The sequence below is a fragment of the Collimonas rhizosphaerae genome, from assembly GCF_038896935.1.
GTDB classification, from domain to species: domain Bacteria; phylum Pseudomonadota; class Gammaproteobacteria; order Burkholderiales; family Burkholderiaceae_D; genus Collimonas; species Collimonas rhizosphaerae.
In genome coordinates this window covers 65,306-83,930 of sequence record NZ_JBANDC010000001.1, presented here as the reverse complement: position 1 = coordinate 83,930, position 18,625 = coordinate 65,306, and the positions used below count along the sequence as shown (strand labels likewise).

The window sequence follows — 18,625 nt, the reverse complement described above, 5'->3', positions numbered from 1 at the left end:
GACGCCTATTTGCGATCCGGCACAGTCAATTCCCGCAGCACGCCACCGTCAAGTACGCTGCCGGTCGCCGTGCCTTCACCTGCTATGCGGCGCTGGCACGCATCCCTGTCGTCGGCCGGCAAAGCGTTGCACCTTAACAGGGCATTCTTTTGGTCGGCCTCCGGGTTGTCGCTGAGGTGGCCTCTTTTTGACTCTTGCAAAGCGGCGCCGGCTTCGCGCAGGCAAGTCTCGCGCGCCTGGTTCGATTGTCCGTTCAGGCAGGCTGCCCGTTCCGCCTGGTAGCGTGCATTCGCATCTTGCGGATTGCCGGCGGCCACGGCTGCCAGCGAGGCGCCGGAGATAAAGAGCGCCAAGGCCAGTTGCCGTATTGCCTTGCAATCAATAAACGTGGATAAGGAAAAATTTCGCTTGGCTGGCATGATGGATCTCCGATCTAAAATTTGAATCTATCGGAAACCTTCGCGGCCGTATGTGCGATAGCGAGCATTACAACATGTTGTTTTCTCGCTAATATTTGAGTGCTTTCGGCAACGTGGAGCGCCTCATGTCGATCTGCTCAACATTGCCTATGCGCCCAAGGCCATGGCAGAGCGCAGGAAACCGGCGCCAGGCTTCGTGAGAATCCAGCCAAGCGCGCAGCAATTCAAGATGACGGTGATCCAGAATACCGCCTGGAATTCTTCTTTCTTCGATTTGTGGCGCATTATTCTCTGGGCCAGGAAAGCCCCTGGCCAGCCGCCGGCAAGCGCCAGCAGGTGCAGCGTGCTCTCCTTGGTGCGCCATCGTTTTTTCTTTGCGGCGTCCTTGTCAAGTGCATACGCGAGAAACGCGATGGCGCTTGCCGCGTGGTAGAAGACAAGCACCGCAAGCGGAATCCACACCATCAATGTGGCCACCAGCAGGAAACAGTAGAACAGAACGGTAAAGACAACGCCGGACCGCCCCGCTCCCGAGGAAGGCACCGCTGCTGCCCTCTTGTCGGCGCGCAAACGTCCCTTGTCATCCATGATCAGATATATGGAGCGGAATCAGGCGTCAGGCGCCAACATTGACGATCGTTGCCTGCATGATGGCGACCACTTTCCAGACGCCTCCCGACAAGGCTTGGACTTCTCCCGTGCAGACAGTGAGCAGCTTGCCCGAAGTCTGCACTTTTCCGACTGCCAGGAATCGTTCGCCAATCGCAGGGCGCACGAAGTTGATCTTGAACTCGGCAGTCACAACATCGCTTTCCAACGACGCCTTGGTCAGCGCCGCGTACCCGCATGCACTGTCAACAATGCTGGTTATTGCGCCAGCGTGAACATAACCGCGCTGCTGCGAAAGCCGGGTGGAAAACGGCAATTCGATTTGCACCTCGCCGTCCGCGACTGAGACCAGCCGGGCGCCGAGGGTCGCCATCAGGCCCTGCGCGTTGAAGCTGGCTGCGATTCTTTCTTGAATGCCACTCATGGAGAATTTGCCTCTTGTCAGGAAAGTGGATACCGCCTAACGATCATTAGGCGGACCGGATATGCATGCAGTCATTATGCATAAGGAAAACCATTTCCAGCAAGAAGGTGGACTCGGCCGATTCGGCACAACAATTCCAGGCGCCGCGTTACCTGGCGCCGGCAAAGATCGCAGCCTTTTCGGGTATCATCACTCCCCCTCCCCGCTCCTGGCGTCATGCAAGAGGAAAAGCTTTAACCTGATTGAGCACGGTCAGGACAACGACGCGGCGCCTGGGCGCGTCGGCAGCATGTGGCAAGTGTGCACTTTTCAACATTAAGGAATGACTATGTCTGGATACCTGCAGGAACGCGAAGGCGCCGTGCGCCGCAAGGCGGTTACCATGCAATCACTATCGGCCATGCGAGCCGCCGGCGAAAAGATTGCGACGCTGACCTGCTACGACGCCAGCTTTGCGTCGCTCATGGACTACTGTGGCGTTGACTTGTTGCTGGTCGGCGACTCGCTCGGCAATGTCTTGCAGGGACATGGCACGACGCTGCCGGTGACGATTGCGGATATTGCCTATCACACCGCATGCGCCGCGCGCGGAAACCAGACTGCGCTGCTGGCCGCAGACATGCCGTTCGGCAGCTATGCCACGCCGCAGTCGGCATTCGACAATGCAGTGAAGCTGATGCAGGCAGGCGCGCAGATGGTCAAGCTTGAAGGAGGCGCATGGCTGGCGGACACCGTAAAATTCCTCACCGAGCGCGGCATACCGGTATTCGCCCATCTCGGCCTGACGCCGCAAGCCGTGCATCAACTGGGCGGATTCAAGGTGCAGGGAAAAACAGCGGAAAGCGCGGAGCGGCTGAAAGCCGACGCCATGGCGCTCCAGGCTGCAGGCGCAACGCTGCTCCTGCTTGAAGCGATTCCGGCTGCGCTGGGCAAGGAAGTGACTGAGATGCTGGCCATCCCAACCATCGGCATAGGCGCCGGCCCCGACTGCTCGGGACAAGTGCTTGTGATGCACGACATGCTGGACGTATTCCCCGGCAAGAAGGCCCGCTTCGTGCGCAATTTCATGGAGGGGCAGTCGAGCATTGAAGCTGCTGTCCGCGCCTATATCAAGGCGGTGAGGGACAAGTCCTTCCCTGCCTCGGAACACTGCTTCTAGACGACCCTGGCTAATGACCTCGCCGACAGCAAAAGTACATTTGCTCAATCGGTCAGTCGGACAAGGATTTCGAACTATCTGTCTGCAGCCGCGCGTCAGTTCCATCAATGTGATCCAGTCCCCAGGTCCTGAGCTGGGCCATCAGCCCTTGGAGCGAACGTCCCTTCTCAGTCAATCGATAAGCCTCCCTGCCGGCAATATCGCTGGACGGGTAGCGTTCGACAAGACCGCTGGCAGAAAGCCGGGCGAGCCGCTCGGCAAGGATATTGGTTGCGATTCTCTCTGGCGACGCGAGGAATTCCTTGAAATGCGACTTACCGTACATCAAATCTCGAACGACAAGCAGAGTCCACTTGTCGCCTAAAAGATCCAAGGTGCACGCGACCGGGCATACCGATCGGCGATTCTCGTTGTGAGCCGAGCTCGTGTTGTTTTGGGGGCGCGCAGCACCCTGCTTAGCGCGTGGCAAAGAAACTCCTGCGTAACGGTCGTCGGGGCGGAATCGGGTTTTTGTTGTCCATTGCTTGACTTTATCCAAAATACTTGCAAAATACAAGTTCGAACTTGCATTTTGCAAGTTTAAGTCCGATGCCGCCTGGCAGCTACAGGATATTGGCGCTGGCGCATGCCATGAGCCATGAGCAGCGCGGCTGGGCAAGGTCAAGCATCGCTCACTGGCGTTGATGTCGGAAACATTCTATTGGAGTCTTGTATGGAACCCATCAGAAACCTTGCAACCTTACTTCCCTTTGCGGCGAGCGTCGCCTTCGGCATGCTCGCGTGGGGAGCATTCTGCCTTACCTATGTCTGGCCGCGCGTGCGCGAGCTCCCGCTGCACGCGGCGATACGTCCTATTCTGCATCTGCACTTGTTCCGCTTCATAGGTTTGGCTTTCATCGTGCCGGGCGTCGTCGGCCCGAGTCTTGCCGTGGGGTTCGCCGCGCCCGCGGCGTACGGCGATCTCGTTGCAACGGTGCTGGCGTGGGTGGCTTTGACGATGGGATCAGGCCGCTATTCGCGCATCGCGATCTGGGTGTTCAACTTGTGGGGTTTTGCCGACCTTTTGTTCGCCTTCTACCAAGGCGTGATCGGCGTAGGCATCGAGCCGGCTGCGCTCGGTGCTGCCTGGTTTATCCCGACTGTCGGCGTTCCTCTCTTGCTTTGGACCCATGTGCTGGTGTTCGCGATCTTGCTGCGCACTTCCCGTTCCACCAGTTTCCTTGCCCGCGCAGCGCAGTAATCACCGTGCAAGACGTACGGCGCCGAAACCCGTGAGACGGAAACCTATTTGCGGAAGATGGCTAATCGTCCGCTTGTGGCCGGATGTAGGCATAAAATAATAGCAAGCCATCATCCGCGCCACTTGCCATCGACCATAGAAAAGAATCATCATTGTTGTTCAGCAATCAAGTAATGTATTCCATCTTGATCTGCGGACCATCTGGGAGCCAGGAATTTTGCCGGCACTATTTTCAGGAAATCAAATCGAAGAAGCGTGTGACTAGGCATACCCAGCCCAAATGTTGAGAGGCGGATGAGGCTTCTTTTATCTGTTCCAATTCAGGAGAAACAACATGGTCAGCAAAAACACGATTTGTCTCTGGTTCGACGGCGCGGCGCTGGACGCTGCGAAATTCTACGCCGAGACGTTCCCGGACAGCGCGGTGGGGGCAGTCCATCGCGCGCCTGGCGACTATCCTGCGGGTAAGGAGAACGACGTCCTGACGGTCGAGTTTACGGTGATGGGCATTCCTTGTCTTGGCCTGAACGGGGGGCCGGCGATCAAGCACAACGAGGCTTTCTCATTCCAGGTCGCGACCGACAACCAGGCCGAAACGGACCGCTTGTGGCACGCGATTGTCGGAAATGGCGGCCAGGAAAGCGCGTGCGGCTGGTGCAAGGACAAATGGGGATTGTCGTGGCAGATCACGCCACGCGTCCTGACGGCCGCGGTCACCGATCCTGATCGCGCTGCGGCCAAGCGGGCGTTCGATGCCATGATGGGGATGAGAAAGATAGACATCGCTGCGATTGAAGCGGCTCGGCGCGGTCAAGGCTCATAATACTGTCCTAATACGCGCATCGGACGTTCTCATTGAAGCAGAATTTCCACTTAAATGTTTGCCTGAATCTTCAACGCCGCTTCTGCCGGCGCCGCTCCCTCGTCTACTGGACCGATGGACGACGATTGCCTGGTGAGACCGGTGAGGCGGTCGCGCACGTCATGGCTCATCTCTTGGCCGCGATTGGCCGCGCGCCGGGTCACGGATAGCGGAATCTGCGCCACGAGCTGGCTGATCGGGGACGTGATGGGTACATGCATGTTATTAACAATCATCCCGGTACGCCGCATCTGAAACCGGGCCTTGGTACCGGCCGAGGCCTGCCTGTAGCGCCAATCGAAATAGTTCGACGTGCCGCTCAACTTGCCGGTTGCGATGCTCTTCCCGCCAATCGAAAGCTTGATGTCGTCCGGCAAGTCGGCAAGTCTTTCGAGATCGTCCACCAGCCTGTCGAGTGCGACATCGATCCGCGGATCGCTCATATCCATCGCCGACGGATCTGCCTCGGCGATGTCCAATCCGAGAGAAACCGGATCGCCATCCCGCGCCAGCGTTCCCAACAGCTTCGCCATGCTGGTCTTCTGGAACCGGGCGCGTTCGGCCGAAATGTATGGCGCCGTGACCGGAGCCGTTCCCTGCACAAACACGCGCGCGTCGTTCTGATCGTTGTACGTCTTGGGAACGTGGATGCCGTGGCTTATCTTGATTTCATTCTTGATGTTGAGGCCTAGGCTCACCGCAGCGCCGAAAGTATTGGCGACACCTGCCAGCGTGGCAGAACCGGCATTGGTTATGGAGTAGCGCTCGGCCTCGCCGGCAGTCAATCTCTTCGCCAATTCGGTCGCTTCTACCTGACCGCGGCCATCGCCGGTGAACAGCGCCTGTGCATCGCCATCCCTGATCGCTGCAAGAGCCCGGGCGGCCGATTGCAAACCGGCTTCCGCAGCGGGGCCTTCACCCTCGGAGAGCACGCTCTTGATGTTCGATTGCGCCAGCTCAAATGAGATCCAATCGCGCAGGCTGGCTTTGACGTCGGCGCGCAAGCCGGCATGAATCTCCGCCTGCACAAATGTGCGACGCTCAGGCCGGCCGGATGATGCCTGTCCGGTGCGGGCGGCGGATTTCAGCAATGCCGCCATTGTCTTGCCGCTCTTGCCGAGCAAGATACGGCCCATGCTGTCGAGGCGCATGCGATACGGTGTTTTCCAGGAGTCAGCGAGGGTCGAAGCCTTGAACTCGGCCTGGTGCGCTTGCGTAAAGGCCGCTTCCAGCTCCTGCATGGCATGCGGGTCAGCGGCGGCGGCTTCCATCTGCTGCCGGTAATCGGCATAGGCTGTCCAGTTCGCCAGCGGCTTGACGTCATGCTCTGTCGTGTCACGGCGCGCGATATCGTCTAACGCGGCGAGCAGCCTGGTCTTTGCCTGCGCGCGCACTTCCGGGCGGCGCCAGAGGCGTTTTTCCTTGATGTAAATTTGATAGGCTTGCGCTCTTTCCTTTTGCTGTCTGGCCGCATTGCCGCCGAGCAGATCGAGCGACTTCCCAAGCGCCACGATGGCGCGCTTCGCCTTGGACTCTCCATCTTTGCTCGGTCCGGAACTGAGCTGATAACCCACATACATCAATGCCACCGCCGTCACCGCTACGGCACTGAAGCCCCCCGTCACGGTGGCTGCAACAGCATGGGACAAGATACCCAGAACGGTCGACGTGACGGAAAACGCAGCACTTGCGCCACTGACGCCCAGGTAGCGCTTGTTACCCTCATATTCGATTTTGGCGCTTTCAGAAGCGGTTTTGTAGTCCGTCTTCAGCTCGTTGCGCAAGCAGAACCGCGCGTACTCGATGCCGAGTTTTCCTCCTGCGGCACGGACATCGTTTTCAGCTTGCAGACGTTCTGCGGGAGAGATGTCCACAACGGCAAGCCTTGATTTCGCGGCATCGAGCAGGATCTGTGCTTTTTCCATCCGCTGCACGCATTGCCGGATCTTCGGCAAACGCCATACGAGCGTTGCCGCCGCACCCAATACGTTGGGTCCGGTTTTGGCGCTCGGAGAGGCATCGGCTTTTCCCAATGGCATGATTTCCTCGGTGCCGGCGTTACGCATGCGCAACTCGGCGGAGTCGAACGAAAGCTTGGCAGTCACGGCCGTGAGAATCAATTGGACCGCCGACAGTGCGGTTTTTGCTGCCGGATGGGAGGAAGCGGCAATCTGCGCGATGCTGCTTACAGCGCCGCCCACCGTAGACGAAGACATGACCGGCTGCCGGTGCAGAGCACCGGTTCCGGTCGTCTTGAAACTATTGAGCACTTCGTCGGAATTCTCGATCCCTGCAGCTTTGAGGAAGGTCGCGATCATTTCCCGGTAGTAGTCGTCGTCTCCCGCTCCTTTGGGAAGAAGCCTCTGCCCTCGCCTTTCCTCGGGAATCGCGCCGGCATGGGCACGTTCGAAATTAAGCGCCATGAGCCTGGACAATTCCGGTATTGCCGGCGAGCCGGCCTGGCTGTTGCGCCACCCCTGGCAAATCTCCAGCGTGCTCTCCAGATTCCACTGTTCGACCCGGATGGGAGGCGTGAATGGGACTTTTTTGATATTGACCAATTGTGCAAATCGGTCTTTGACTGTGCCGCGAGAGAATTGCGGAGCAGCGGCGGCCAGCGTGCCCGACTGGCGCTCCAGCACCTCCGGCCGCGGCTTCACGCTGCCATTGCGGCGCGCGCCGGAACTGGTAGAGGGCTCGGTGCGTTGTTGATCCCGCCGGTCGTCCTGCTGCTCGGCAATGCTGGGCAAGGAGGCGACACTGCGTCGGGAAGAGCCTATCGGCGGTGCGCGCGATGCACTCGACGAAAGCTCTGCCTCACCGCGCCTTCGCGGATTGCTCAATTCAGCCTTCGACAGCCATGAGGCGACGATTTCCTCACTCGTCAGCGGCGCGGCCGACGAGTCCATGTCTGGCAAAGTGTGAAGATCGATCACGCCGGATCGTTCCTCAAGTTTAGCCTTGCCTTTCGAAGCAAGGGATTGCGCCAATGATTCTTCACTCCACCTCCCATCGTCGCTACGCACCACACTGTCGAGCAGCGCCGCCGAGGCGGACGCCGGCGGTTCACGAAAACTGCGTGACAAGGAAACGCCTGCATCCGTCTTGCGTGGGAGGTTGAGTTCCGATCTGGAACGCCTTACTCTAGACATATCGGAAAGCGTGGACAATTGCACCGACATTCCACTCGCCCGTCCGCGCTCCGTTGGCGGATTCTCCTGTGCGGCCGACGATGCAGTGGATGGCGGTTCCTGCGCGGAAGTTTGCGTTATGGCCGGAATTCCCCGGCCAACATTGGGGCGAATAGGCATGGCAGGCTCCAGGTGGTTTGCGGCATTAGGCTGGCATGCCAAGCATGAAAAACAAATGATTACCCGAGTTCCATTTTGTGCCTGGCTGGCCTCAAGCTCAAGAAATGCTACAGGTAAGCCAAAGGGCATTTACCAACGCTGCGAAATCCCATTGCATAAGACGAAGCAATTGGAGCTTGAATTGACCAGCGTCAAGACAAAGCGAACTCGATCACCGCCGCAATGGAAAAATCCGCGTCAATATGGCCGGAATGCCATCCTGGGTCTTGCATCGCGACCCCTGCTTGAATTCATATAGTTGCTGAGCCATTCATAATGCGCTTCAATTTCGACAAGCAGCTGACTGGCTTTTTCGCGTACCGCATTGTCTACGTCGCCATGGTTCGCCAGTCCATCCAGAATGGCCTCGGCAAGCGTGCCGTAAAATTGCAGCTGAGGCTGATTGCCGCAGATGCTCTCCCATTCTTCAAGAAAAATGGCGTCGAAAGTCAGGCTCTCTATAAATCGTGCAGCACTGGTTGTCTCATCCAGATTAAAAGAACGCAATATCTGCGCCAGCAATAAAGCATCGTCGTCTGAAATCTTTTCCACCATGTTGTCCACCTCGTCGGTCTGAAAACGCGAATAGTTGTAAAAGGTCATACAGATAGTTCGATGTATTCAAAGCCTGCTTAAGCAGCGCCAACTCAAGTATCGGAAATATTGAAAGTAGCTATTAACCACGGCAGCGGATGATTTCGATGATTTCCTGGCATCGAAAGCAGATCCAGCGTTTTGATTTTCTGCGCAAAACGTAGCTGCCCGCGCCTGCCACCACCTCTCCCTGGTGATTTGTGCAGAATTTCCTGCTTGTGATAACGGTTGCCGCTGACGCGCTCGCACTCATTGCTGGCGGAGAAATTTTTCGAAGAGTTGGGCTCATTAGTCGCTACCTCTGGCTACCTTCCGGATCTGCTTCAGTCCTATGTTCGATAGTGCATAGTGTCAAAGAAAATTCCAATCAGACCATCCTGAAATCCATGTAAGCATTTCCTTCAATAGTGCAAACAATTCCAGCGACCGGCCGTTGGAAATTGGATCAACAACAACAAGAATTCGCAGTTTTAGCACACTGCGGCGATCAGATTTTCATAGCAGGATTAGGGAAATTCTTACAGTCGACAGCAGTGAGCCTACAGAAATATCAAGATCCCCTGATACCCCCCATTCATCGCATTGCTTAGTCTTGCCGTATGCCCAGCGATTGAAAAACATACGTTGCATGCACATCCCTTACGTCCTCCACTGGCCCGGCAAGGCAGTGTCGACTGAGTTACCGCGTCTTTGAAGGAAGAACCATGCCGAATTGCCAACCAGAAAGTGCAAGCACACAATTCTGCGATTTCACCGCCATCCTCATTGGCTGCACTCGAATCGGTTTGCGTGATGCGTAAAACTTCCTTCATATCCGTCAAATACCTGGCTGAAAAAGAATTCCTGCGTTATGACCTCCTGATGCAGATCGCGGATGAAAAAACCATATCCCAATGGCGTCCATCCGATCTCAAACTCGCCTCCGTGGCATTGCTGGACATGACGATTTTCGCTGCTCGCGAGCCACTTCCTGCTAACTGCGTGTGTATCTGGATCTCTGAATCCCCTGCCTATCCAGGCCGTAAAGGCGACATGACTTTGCTACCCAATTTCGGCGTTTCGGATTTGATTAACGCATTGGATCGTGCTGCTTTGCGATTGCTAGACATGAAAGCAGCTAATGACAGCCCGGATATTGAATCGGAACCGCTTTCACAAAAAACCTACCGCATCTCGAAATGGGTCAGTCTCGAACACGGCTTTTCCACTCTCCGCTTTCAGAAAATCCTGGCAATAATGACAAAACAAGACATCAGCTGGGGCTGGCTGTTGACATATGGCGGCTTGACGGAACGTGACGCCATGCTGTTTCTTGGCGAATTGAGAAAGAAAAGCGCACTTGTAGAGAGAAATAAAATGTTCCTCGTCCACGACCGCATCGCACACGCATCGCGGCCGATCTCTCTTGAGCAACATGAAGGCGGCGTCGGATTGTTCGTCAAAAAAATCAATCAATGGCTAGGCCGGACTCGCTCACAAGAATTGGAGAAAACCTCATAGTGTGCATACTCCGGATTGTTCTGCTAGGGCCGATGGGAATCGGCAAGACCACCGCCATTCGCTCTCTGTGCGGCGATCTCATGGTCGATTGCGATGTCCCCAACATGGATCCGTCATCCTGCGCCAAAGAAAGCACCACCGTCGGCGCCGATTTCGGCGTGGTGGAGCTGGATGGCGGCGAGCAATTGCATATTTACGGCAGCCCCGGACAGGATCGCTTCGACTTCATGCGCGGCTGGCTGCTCTCCATGTCTATCGGCGTCATCGTGATGATCGACGCTAACCAGCCAGACGCGGTTCAGGTGGCGACCAGATATATCCGTACTGTACTTTCGGTATCCGAGAGCATGCCATGCATGCTGTTGCAGGCACGCCCAATCAGTGCCGAGGCGGCTGACCGGTTTACATCTGCAATCACCGACATACTAGGCATGCCGGTGCCGGTAATCGCTGCGGACGTACGGGAAAAATCGCAAATGCTCGACGCATTGGATATATTTTCTTCGTTGCTGGTAACAATATAAATTCAACTATCAAGAGACATGAAAGCCAAACTAGCTTCTGCATCAATCGCAGCCCACCACGTATTCAATCAAATCGGCATGTCCCAAAACGGCATTTCCACGATAGTCATGACCACCCTGGATGGCCAGGAAATCGCCATCCACGACCCGGGGCGGAAATTCAGCGCGGCGCGCCTGTCGGCAATGACCAGCTCCCTGGTCGCGATTGCGCGATCGGTAGGCAAGGAAGTGGATTTTCACGGATGCGATCGCCTGCTGCTTGAAACCCCGAACGGGAAAATCATCTTCCGGCCAGTCGGCATGCAATATCCCTATTTGCTTTGCATCGTTGTCAATCGGGACGCCATCCTGGGGCACACGCTGTGGACGGTCGACAAGATTGTCAGCAATTTCATCCAGCAGCTAGAGCTCAGCCAATAACGCCAAGCCGTTTCCAAGTTCACTTCATGCATCACCGGCGCTGGCCGGCCGACGGTGATGTTTCTGGTCCATTTAACGCCGCTATCAATATATGCAGGGGAAAAAATATGAGTAACATGAATGTTATCGTTGAAAAATTGTTGGCCATCGATGGTGCTTTGGCGGCAGCAATTGTCGATAGCAATAGCGGCATGATCCTGGGTTCCGGCGGTTCCGGCGTCGACCTGGAACTGGCAGCGGCCGGCAATACCGAGGTAGTGCGCGCCAAGACAAAAACCATGAAAAGCCTCGGCCTGAAAGACAACATCGAAGACATCCTGATTACCCTCGGCAAGCAGTATCACATCTTGCGCCCTATCGATAAACAAGACGGCCTGTTCATCTATGCCGTCCTGGACAAGAGCAAAGCCAATCTGGCGCTGGCCCGCCGCAAGGTACTGGATGCAGAGCAAGCGCTGGTGATGTGAGCACTGCCGCAGGCCAGATGAGAATTTCTCCTGGCTTGATTTGCCTCGGGACCTGAGCACGCCAGGCAGCCATCGATATCGATGGCTGCCTTATTTTTTTGTATTTTTAGTGCGTTTTCAATCTCCTGCCTTATCGCTTGGGAAAATAATCGAATCCCGCCACAGTCACCATCAGCGCGATCAATGTGAAACCGCGCACATGTTGATGCCGGATCGCGTTGTCATCGCAACTACACTTCATTGATTGCATAAGCACGGTCCTTGAAGAGATACGATTTTATTCGATGAAAAGATTGTGCTGAAGGCTCTACGGTCTTCGCTCGCATGAAGTTAAAAACGACAAAAACACTGTGGGAATTTCTTGAATTTATCGTAGGCATTTCCGACATTGATGTAAGCCAATACCTGCATGTGTGACCACTCCCAAAACTGTCATCACTCCGCGTCCCTATGGAAATCGAGCTTCTTCCCGTGACCGCGCGTTCCTCCGCAGGCCGGGATCACGGTTGCAACCGTTGAAAGAACCCGTCAGGCATCAAATCATGTATAGCAAAAATGGATATGGCCGCACTACAATCGATAGCGATCGGTTATTTCAGGTGCTCAGCAAGAGTAAGCCGAGCACTTGCGATACACCAGACTTCGCCGAAAAAAACTATCTAAATGACCTCTATGCGAAATGAGCCATCCATCAATTTGCCACTCAATGGGGAAGATTTTTTTAAAAGAATCTTCGAGCGGTCTGCAACTGCATCGATGATCGTCGGCCCGGACCAAACCTTCCTGGCGCTCAATGGCGCAATGTGCGCGTTCCTCGGACATGAAGCGGAAGAATTGATCGGCAAGCATTTCACTGACATCCTGCATCCTGATGACCGGCTTTCAATCCAGGACGCGTTTGATCGATTGATCCATGACACGGCCGACGGCTTATGCCTGGAATCGCGATATATTCGCAAAAACGGCCAAATCATCCAGAGAATGTTACGCATCTCGCCAGTGCGTGAGGAGTGCGGAGGACTCCTGTATTTTTTCTCTCAGCTTATCTGCATTAGCGAGCTGGCATCGCCAAAGAAGCCCTGGCTGGTCGATGCCTCCAGTCTCGCATCCTCCGATGAATTCGTCGGCGAACCAGATCTTGATATCCGCCCGCGGGATCTGGCGCTGGCCGAATTCACCCTGAATCAGCTCAATGACAGCCTGGTCCTGATCGATCAGCACGCCCGCTTTCACTATGTCAACGATGCAGCCTGCCGGGCGCTCAATTACAGTCGCTCCGAATTGCTGCGCATGGGTGTAGCCGATATCGATCCCGACTGGCCGGCGGCGCGCTGGCCTGAATGCTTTGATTACATCAGGATCCACGGCTCCAACAAGATCGAAACTCGCCATCAGGCCAAGGACGGGCGCACCTTCCCGGTGGAAGTCAGCGCCAGATATTTCGAATACCAAGGACGCAGTTACAACGTCGCGCTGGTGCGCGACATTACTGAACGCAAGCGCACAGAAGAGCTTTTGCACAAGCGGGAACAGGAGTTTCGCGCCCTGGTGGAAAACTCTCCCGACACCATTGTCCGTTACGACCGGGAATGCCGGCGCATGTACGTCAATCCCGCACTGACGCATATCACCGGTATTCCAGCACATGAAATGCTCGGTAAAACTCCTGTCGAATTTAAATTGAATTACAACGGGACAACGGAATATCAACACGCAATAAAACAAGTCCTGCAGAGCGGCGTGAAGCAGGAAACCGAGCTCTTCATGCACTCCCCGGACGGCAAAACCAGTTGCCTGCAATTCCAGTTGATGCCTGAACTGGATCCGAACGGGCAAGTTATCAGTGTATTGTCGCTGGGGCGGGACATCACCGCGCTCAAGGAAAGCGAGATGAGGCTGCGCACCCTGGTCGAGAATCTGCCCGATTTCATATCCCGCTTTGATTTGCAAGGCCGCCATACATACGTCAATCCGTCCGCGGCGAAGGCTTGCGGTCAGTCCGCTCAGTATTTCATCGGTAAAACGCTGCACGAGTTGCAGCTGGATCCGGATGAACAACTGGGAAAATACCTCAAGGAAACCATCCGGCTAGGCGCGCCCCATACGATAGAAAACAGACGGATGACGCCGGACGGGGAACGTCTTTTTGAAATACGTTTTATCCCCAAGAAGAACGGCTTCGGGTCGACCATCGGCGTGCTGGCGATCGGACGCGACATCACCGAACGCAAGCAAGCGGATGAATTATTGCGTAAGCGCGAGCAGGAATTCCGCACGCTTGCTGAAAATCTGCCAGATCTGGTGGTGCGCTACGACCGCAATTGCCGGCGCACCTACGTCAATCCGGCCTATGAACAGGAAACCGGCATTCCGGCAAGACAATCGATGAATAAAATGCCGGATGCAAAATGGCGGACCGGCATTTCGGGCGAAGAATTCAACGCGACGCTATGTAAAGTCATGGAAACCAGGATCCCTGCACAGATTTTTCTCAGAGGGGTCAAAGCGGAGCTGCAAACTGCCGATTATGCCTTCCACGTCGTCGCAGAATGCAATCCGGATGGCGAGGTAATCGGCGCGCTGGCGATCGGCAAGAACGTCACGGTCCTGAAAGAAACCCAGCGCCGTCTTGAAGAATCACAGCTGCTGCTGCGGCAACTGGCTGCGCACAACGAAACCGCAAGAGAAGATGAACGTCGGCACCTGTCGCGTGAAATTCACGACGAACTGGGACAGTGCCTGTCGGCTTTGCGCATGGGCATGTCGGTCCTTGAGCTCCAATACAACGAAGATCATGCCTCGTCGCAAGCAATAATTCAGCGCATGATAACGCTGGTCGATTCTACGATCCGGATAGTGCGCAACCTGGTGACGTGGTTACGCCCGACAGCGCTCGACATGGGGATTGTGCCCGCGCTGGAATGGCTGGTGGAGGAATTCAGCCGCGGACATCCCGGCATACGATGCATGTTGTACGTGGTTGAAGAGGATATCCATCTGGATGAAAAACGCGCTACCGAAATTTTCCGGATTACACAGGAATCGCTGACCAATATCAGCCGTCATGCAGACGCAACTGAAGTCCAGATCGCATTTAAGCGGAAAGAAAGCCATTACCTGCTGGAGGTACGCGATAATGGCAAGGGATTCAACTCGCTATTACAGAAAAAACAATCCTTCGGTCTGATTGGCGTCCGCGAACGCGTGCTGATGCTGGAAGGTGAAGTTGAGATTTCCAGCATGCCGGATCAAGGAACAATAATCAGGGTAAGCATTCCTGTCCACAAGAAATTGAGGGATTCATGATACGAGTATTGATCGCCGACGATCACGCGATAATGCGTGAAGGGCTGAAACAATTGTTCGCCCTAGGCAAAGAGGTGGAGGTTGCGGGAGAAGCCGTCAACGGCGGACAAGTGCTCGACGCCTTGCATGCGGGCGGCATAGACCTGGTGCTGCTCGACATGACCATGCCGGGCGTCAGCGGCGTCAACCTCATCCAGCGCATCCGCGCCCATGAATCCTATCCGCCGGTCCTGGTCCTCAGCATGCACAATGAGCTGCCGATTGCACGGCGGGCCCTGGCAGCGGGCGCCTCCGGCTACCTGACCAAGGATAACAAACCGGAAACATTGATGAACGCGATCCGCAAAGTGGTCGCGGGAGGACGTTTCATCGACCCTGAACTGGCGGAACAGATGGTATTCGAATCCGGCAGTTCCGATCAGAGTCCGCCCCATGAAATGTTGTCCGATCGGGAACTCCACATCCTGCGTCTGCTGGTGGGCGGCAAAAGCGTCAACCAGGTTGCCGAAGAGCTGTCGATCAGCAACAAGACGGTCAGCACCCACAAGGCGCGGCTGATGCAAAAGATGAACTTCCAGAATAACGCCGAGCTGGTGCGCTACGCGATTACCTACAATCTGATTGAATAATTGATTGCGTAATGTCGCGAACAATATCGATCTCCGCCCTCATTGATTCTGCGCCTCATCGGCTACGGGAATCGATACTTTGACCGTGGTGCCGACACCAGTCACGCTGAAGATGGCGACCTCGCCGCCGAGCATGGAGGTGCGTTCGCGAATGCCGATCAAGCCCAGCGATTTCTTTTTGCGCAGAGCAGTATCGAATCCCACGCCGTTATCGCGTACCTGCAGCACGTAATGCTCGTCTATTCTCTCCAGACTGATTTTCACCTGGCTAGCTTGCGCGTGGCGGCTGATATTGGTCAATGATTCCTGCGCGATACGGAAAATGGTAGTCGCCCGCTGATCGTCCAGGACAATGTTTTCTTCACATACATCCAGGCTGCATGGAACGCCGGTGTGCCCTGTAAATTCCTCGGTCAGCCACTCCAGCGCCGACACCACCCCCATGTCAAGCGCCGACGGCCGCAGCGAGGAGACGACGTTGCGCACTACCTTGATGGTGGCGTCCACCAGCGCTACCATACCTTCGATTTTTCCTTGCAGCGATGGATTTTTTCCACCGAACTCCAGCCCCACCACTGACACCCCCATGCGCAGCGCCGACAGGTGTTGTCCCAATTCGTCGTGAATTTCTCGTGTCAGGTGCTTGCGTTCTTCTTCGCGCGAAGCTTCCAGTTCATAGGCGCGCTCACGCGCCAGCTGTTCCTTGAGACGCTGACGGGAGATCAGCCAGCGGACGCGGTAGCGATGCAGCAAAAAAGGCAGCAGCACCAGCAGCAAGCCGCAGACAGCATAGAAAGTCCTGGTTGCCCACCATGGCGGCAGGATAACGACCTCGACTTCCACCGTCGGCGAATAAGCCTGCATGGCGGGATTATCGGCAGCTACCTGGAAGCGATAATGGCCGGCAGGCAAAGCCGCATAGCGTACTTCCGGCACGCTGGTCTTCGACCAGTCAGGCTCCAGGCCTTGCATCCGGTAACGATAATTGAGGGTTTCGCGGCTCTGGTATGACAGCGCGGCCAGCTTGAAATTCAGCGGGCTCGATGCCCATGGCAGGCGGACAGGCTGATCCGGGGAAAGGATCTTATCGTCGCGCACGACGCTCTCCACCAGCACATTCAACTGCAACGGCGCGAACAGGGAGTCCGGCCGCAAGATATGGGAGGCGCCGTTACTGGTTGCCACCCACATCGAACCGTCGCCATCCTCATAAAAAGAGTTCATGCTGGTATCGTTCCAGACCAGGCCGCTGTCCTGGTTGAAAAACCGCCATTGCCTGCGATTCCATACGCCGATTCCCGCACCCGTCGCGACCCATAACCAGCCGCGACTATCTTCAAACAGCGCTAGCACCGTTTGATCCTGCATCAACGACGGTGTGACGTCGCTGATGCCCTGCGTCTCGCCCTGTTCGGCAGCATGCCAGATCCCCCCGAGTTCCCCTCCCAGCCACAGTGTTCCATCATGGGCGCAAGCAAGGATATTAGATTGAAAGACCTGTGCTGCCGGCTTGAATCGCGGCTTGCGCCAACCTGCGCCGTCAAAACGCAACAACCCTTTATCTGTGAGAAACCACAGCACTCCCGTAGGGCTTTGGCATCCTTGGAATACATTGACGCTCTCAATCGACGGGAATGCCGTGACCTTGAGCGGAACTGGATTGGACTCGGGATGCCTGATGCGGTAAATGCCCCGCTCGGTGGCAATCCAGAGTTGCCCTGACAAATCGAAAAACAAGACGCGGATGCGTGGCAGTTTTGCGACCATGACGTCCGCTTCCGCGCCGCGGCCGCGCTGCACCAGAAAGCCCGACGGCGAGCCTGCCCAGATATTGCCGTTGGCGTCTTCAGCCATATTGCTCCACTGGTACGAACTGCCGCCATAGGTTGCCGGCACAACGGAAAAGTATCCGGTTTTCTGCAATATCGCGGAACCGGAACGGGTGCCGACATGCAGCAGATTTTCCCGGTCGCGCATGAAGGACAACACAACGCTGCTGGGCAAGCCTTGCCTGGGCGTCCAGTTCTCCCAATTCGGATAACCTATCCAATGAATCAGGCCATGTCCCAGCGAGCCAAGCCAGACGCCGCCATCGCGGTCAACCAGAGCAGAGTTGATGCCGCCGCCGACGCTCAGTCCGTTGGCCTCGCCAAAGGATTCCCAGTGCTTGCCATTCCATCGGATGACGCCTTGATCGTTTCTGCTGAATACCCGGCCGCCGGCATCCGTCATCAGGAAAGGAACCGCATTTGCCTTTTTCTGCTCAGCCTGCCGGGGGGAGCGATCCTGGAACACATGGCCGCCCGCCGGCAATACAAGTATGTGGTGCTCGCCGCGCACCCAGAGTGTCTGTTGCCTGTCATGCATAATCGCGCGCCAGCTTTCAGCGGGCAAACCACTCTCTTTCCCCAGTACTTCCAGTTTCCCTTGATGGTAATGGCACAACGCTCGCCCGCACCCCATCCACAGCTCTTCCCGCGGGCCGACATGAATGCTGAAAAGCGTGCGCATTTCAGGATGATGCGCCAGTTGCGCCGCGTCGAAAAATTCCTGCGCCTGCCAGGATTTCCCATGATCCGCCGTTTTCAGCAGCCACAATCGATCCTGGCTTATCGCCAGCAGGCGATCCGGCCCAAAGGCGGCAAAATTCTGTCCCTCATAAAAGCTGAACTTGGCATTCTGGAATTGCATCGGCACCATGCGCTGCCCCTGCCAGCGATACAAGCCTTCACTGGTGCCGGCCCACAATCGACCACTGCTATCGACATGCAGTGCCGTTATGTGCGGACTGAGGCTGGGGCCGGAGTTGGGGCCAGGAACGCCATGGCGCAACTCAAAGCGCTGAAAGCGCGCGCCATCGTAACGGAACAGGCCGTTTTGAGTGCCGATCCAGAGATAGCCTCCCGGCTCCTGCGCCAGCGCCGAAATGGCCATATTCCCCAGGCCATCCGTCTGACCGTAATAGCGCAACGGCAGTTGCTGGCAAAGTACCTGCAGCGGCATGCAAACCAGCCACAGCGGCACAATCAATCGATAACGCCAGCGCAAGATCAACGGCATTCCTGATCCAATCGCTATTATTTTTATAGTTGGATGAATGAGTTTCCTCAGAAAAAACACTT

General features: G+C 56.0%; 16 protein-coding genes. 9 read left to right on the top strand and 7 right to left on the bottom strand.

What is annotated here, in order from left to right; all coding sequences use genetic code 11:
* Window positions 1–5: 5 nt before the first annotated feature.
* The 3 genes from V8G57_RS00365 to V8G57_RS00355 all read right to left on the bottom strand — a co-directional run bounded on the left by V8G57_RS00365 (window position 6) and on the right by V8G57_RS00355 (window position 1,452).
* Window positions 6–419: a hypothetical protein gene (locus tag V8G57_RS00365; protein ID WP_092399084.1), complete on the bottom strand. Its 414-nt coding sequence runs from the start codon at window positions 417–419 to the stop codon at window positions 6–8.
* A 147-nt stretch (window positions 420–566) separates the two neighbouring features.
* Entirely contained in the window at window positions 567–989 is a 423-nt protein-coding gene (locus tag V8G57_RS00360; RefSeq protein WP_342827731.1) for a DUF1294 domain-containing protein, read from the bottom strand.
* A 46-nt stretch (window positions 990–1,035) separates the two neighbouring features.
* Entirely contained in the window at window positions 1,036–1,452 is a 417-nt protein-coding gene (locus V8G57_RS00355) for a PaaI family thioesterase (RefSeq protein WP_092399088.1), read from the bottom strand.
* 328 nt (window positions 1,453–1,780) lie between these two features.
* Between V8G57_RS00355 and panB the strand changes: the two genes are divergently transcribed.
* Window positions 1,781–2,611, top strand: coding sequence for a 3-methyl-2-oxobutanoate hydroxymethyltransferase (panB, locus tag V8G57_RS00350; RefSeq protein ID WP_342827730.1), 831 nt, complete (start codon window positions 1,781–1,783; stop codon window positions 2,609–2,611).
* A gap of 52 nt (window positions 2,612–2,663) precedes the next feature.
* Here the strand turns inward: panB and V8G57_RS00345 are convergent, their stop codons facing one another.
* Window positions 2,664–3,188, bottom strand: coding sequence for a winged helix-turn-helix transcriptional regulator (locus tag V8G57_RS00345; RefSeq protein WP_342827729.1), 525 nt, complete (start codon window positions 3,186–3,188; stop codon window positions 2,664–2,666).
* A 135-nt stretch (window positions 3,189–3,323) separates the two neighbouring features.
* Between V8G57_RS00345 and V8G57_RS00340 the strand changes: the two genes are divergently transcribed.
* Both V8G57_RS00340 and V8G57_RS00335 read left to right on the top strand, forming a co-directional pair.
* Complete coding sequence (locus V8G57_RS00340) at window positions 3,324–3,851, top strand: hypothetical protein (protein ID WP_342827728.1); 528 nt, start codon at window positions 3,324–3,326, stop codon at window positions 3,849–3,851.
* Between the two features lie 334 nt (window positions 3,852–4,185).
* On the top strand, window positions 4,186–4,674 hold the full coding sequence (locus V8G57_RS00335) for a VOC family protein (RefSeq protein WP_342827726.1): 489 nt from the start codon (window positions 4,186–4,188) through the stop codon (window positions 4,672–4,674).
* 50 nt (window positions 4,675–4,724) lie between these two features.
* On the opposite strand, the gene V8G57_RS00330 is transcribed toward V8G57_RS00335, so the two are convergent.
* Both V8G57_RS00330 and V8G57_RS00325 read right to left on the bottom strand, forming a co-directional pair.
* A complete protein-coding gene (locus tag V8G57_RS00330; RefSeq protein ID WP_342827725.1) occupies window positions 4,725–8,024 on the bottom strand; it encodes a hypothetical protein in 3,300 nt (1,099 codons plus the stop codon).
* A 237-nt stretch (window positions 8,025–8,261) separates the two neighbouring features.
* Window positions 8,262–8,666 (bottom strand): hypothetical protein, encoded by a 405-nt coding sequence (locus V8G57_RS00325; RefSeq protein ID WP_342827724.1) that lies wholly within the window; start codon window positions 8,664–8,666, stop codon window positions 8,262–8,264.
* A 681-nt stretch (window positions 8,667–9,347) separates the two neighbouring features.
* Here V8G57_RS00325 and V8G57_RS00320 point away from each other — a divergent pair.
* The 6 genes from V8G57_RS00320 to V8G57_RS00295 all read left to right on the top strand — a co-directional run bounded on the left by V8G57_RS00320 (window position 9,348) and on the right by V8G57_RS00295 (window position 15,503).
* Window positions 9,348–10,157: a hypothetical protein gene (locus V8G57_RS00320; RefSeq protein ID WP_342827723.1), complete on the top strand. Its 810-nt coding sequence runs from the start codon at window positions 9,348–9,350 to the stop codon at window positions 10,155–10,157.
* A 32-nt stretch (window positions 10,158–10,189) separates the two neighbouring features.
* Window positions 10,190–10,681, top strand: coding sequence for a GTP-binding protein (locus tag V8G57_RS00315; protein ID WP_254785123.1), 492 nt, complete (start codon window positions 10,190–10,192; stop codon window positions 10,679–10,681).
* A gap of 18 nt (window positions 10,682–10,699) precedes the next feature.
* Entirely contained in the window at window positions 10,700–11,101 is a 402-nt protein-coding gene (locus V8G57_RS00310; protein WP_092399106.1) for a roadblock/LC7 domain-containing protein, read from the top strand.
* A 107-nt stretch (window positions 11,102–11,208) separates the two neighbouring features.
* On the top strand, window positions 11,209–11,568 hold the full coding sequence (locus V8G57_RS00305) for a hypothetical protein (protein ID WP_092399108.1): 360 nt from the start codon (window positions 11,209–11,211) through the stop codon (window positions 11,566–11,568).
* Between the two features lie 663 nt (window positions 11,569–12,231).
* Entirely contained in the window at window positions 12,232–14,874 is a 2,643-nt protein-coding gene (locus tag V8G57_RS00300) for a PAS domain-containing sensor histidine kinase (RefSeq protein ID WP_342827722.1), read from the top strand.
* Window positions 14,871–15,503 carry a response regulator gene (locus tag V8G57_RS00295; RefSeq protein WP_342827721.1) on the top strand — a complete coding sequence of 211 codons (633 nt, stop codon included), beginning with the start codon at window positions 14,871–14,873 and terminating at the stop codon, window positions 15,501–15,503. Before V8G57_RS00300 ends, V8G57_RS00295 begins: the two co-directional genes overlap by 4 nt.
* Window positions 15,504–15,542: 39 nt before the next feature.
* On the opposite strand, the gene V8G57_RS00290 is transcribed toward V8G57_RS00295, so the two are convergent.
* Window positions 15,543–18,563: a sensor histidine kinase gene (locus tag V8G57_RS00290; RefSeq protein ID WP_342828046.1), complete on the bottom strand. Its 3,021-nt coding sequence runs from the start codon at window positions 18,561–18,563 to the stop codon at window positions 15,543–15,545.
* Window positions 18,564–18,625: the final 62 nt, after the last annotated feature.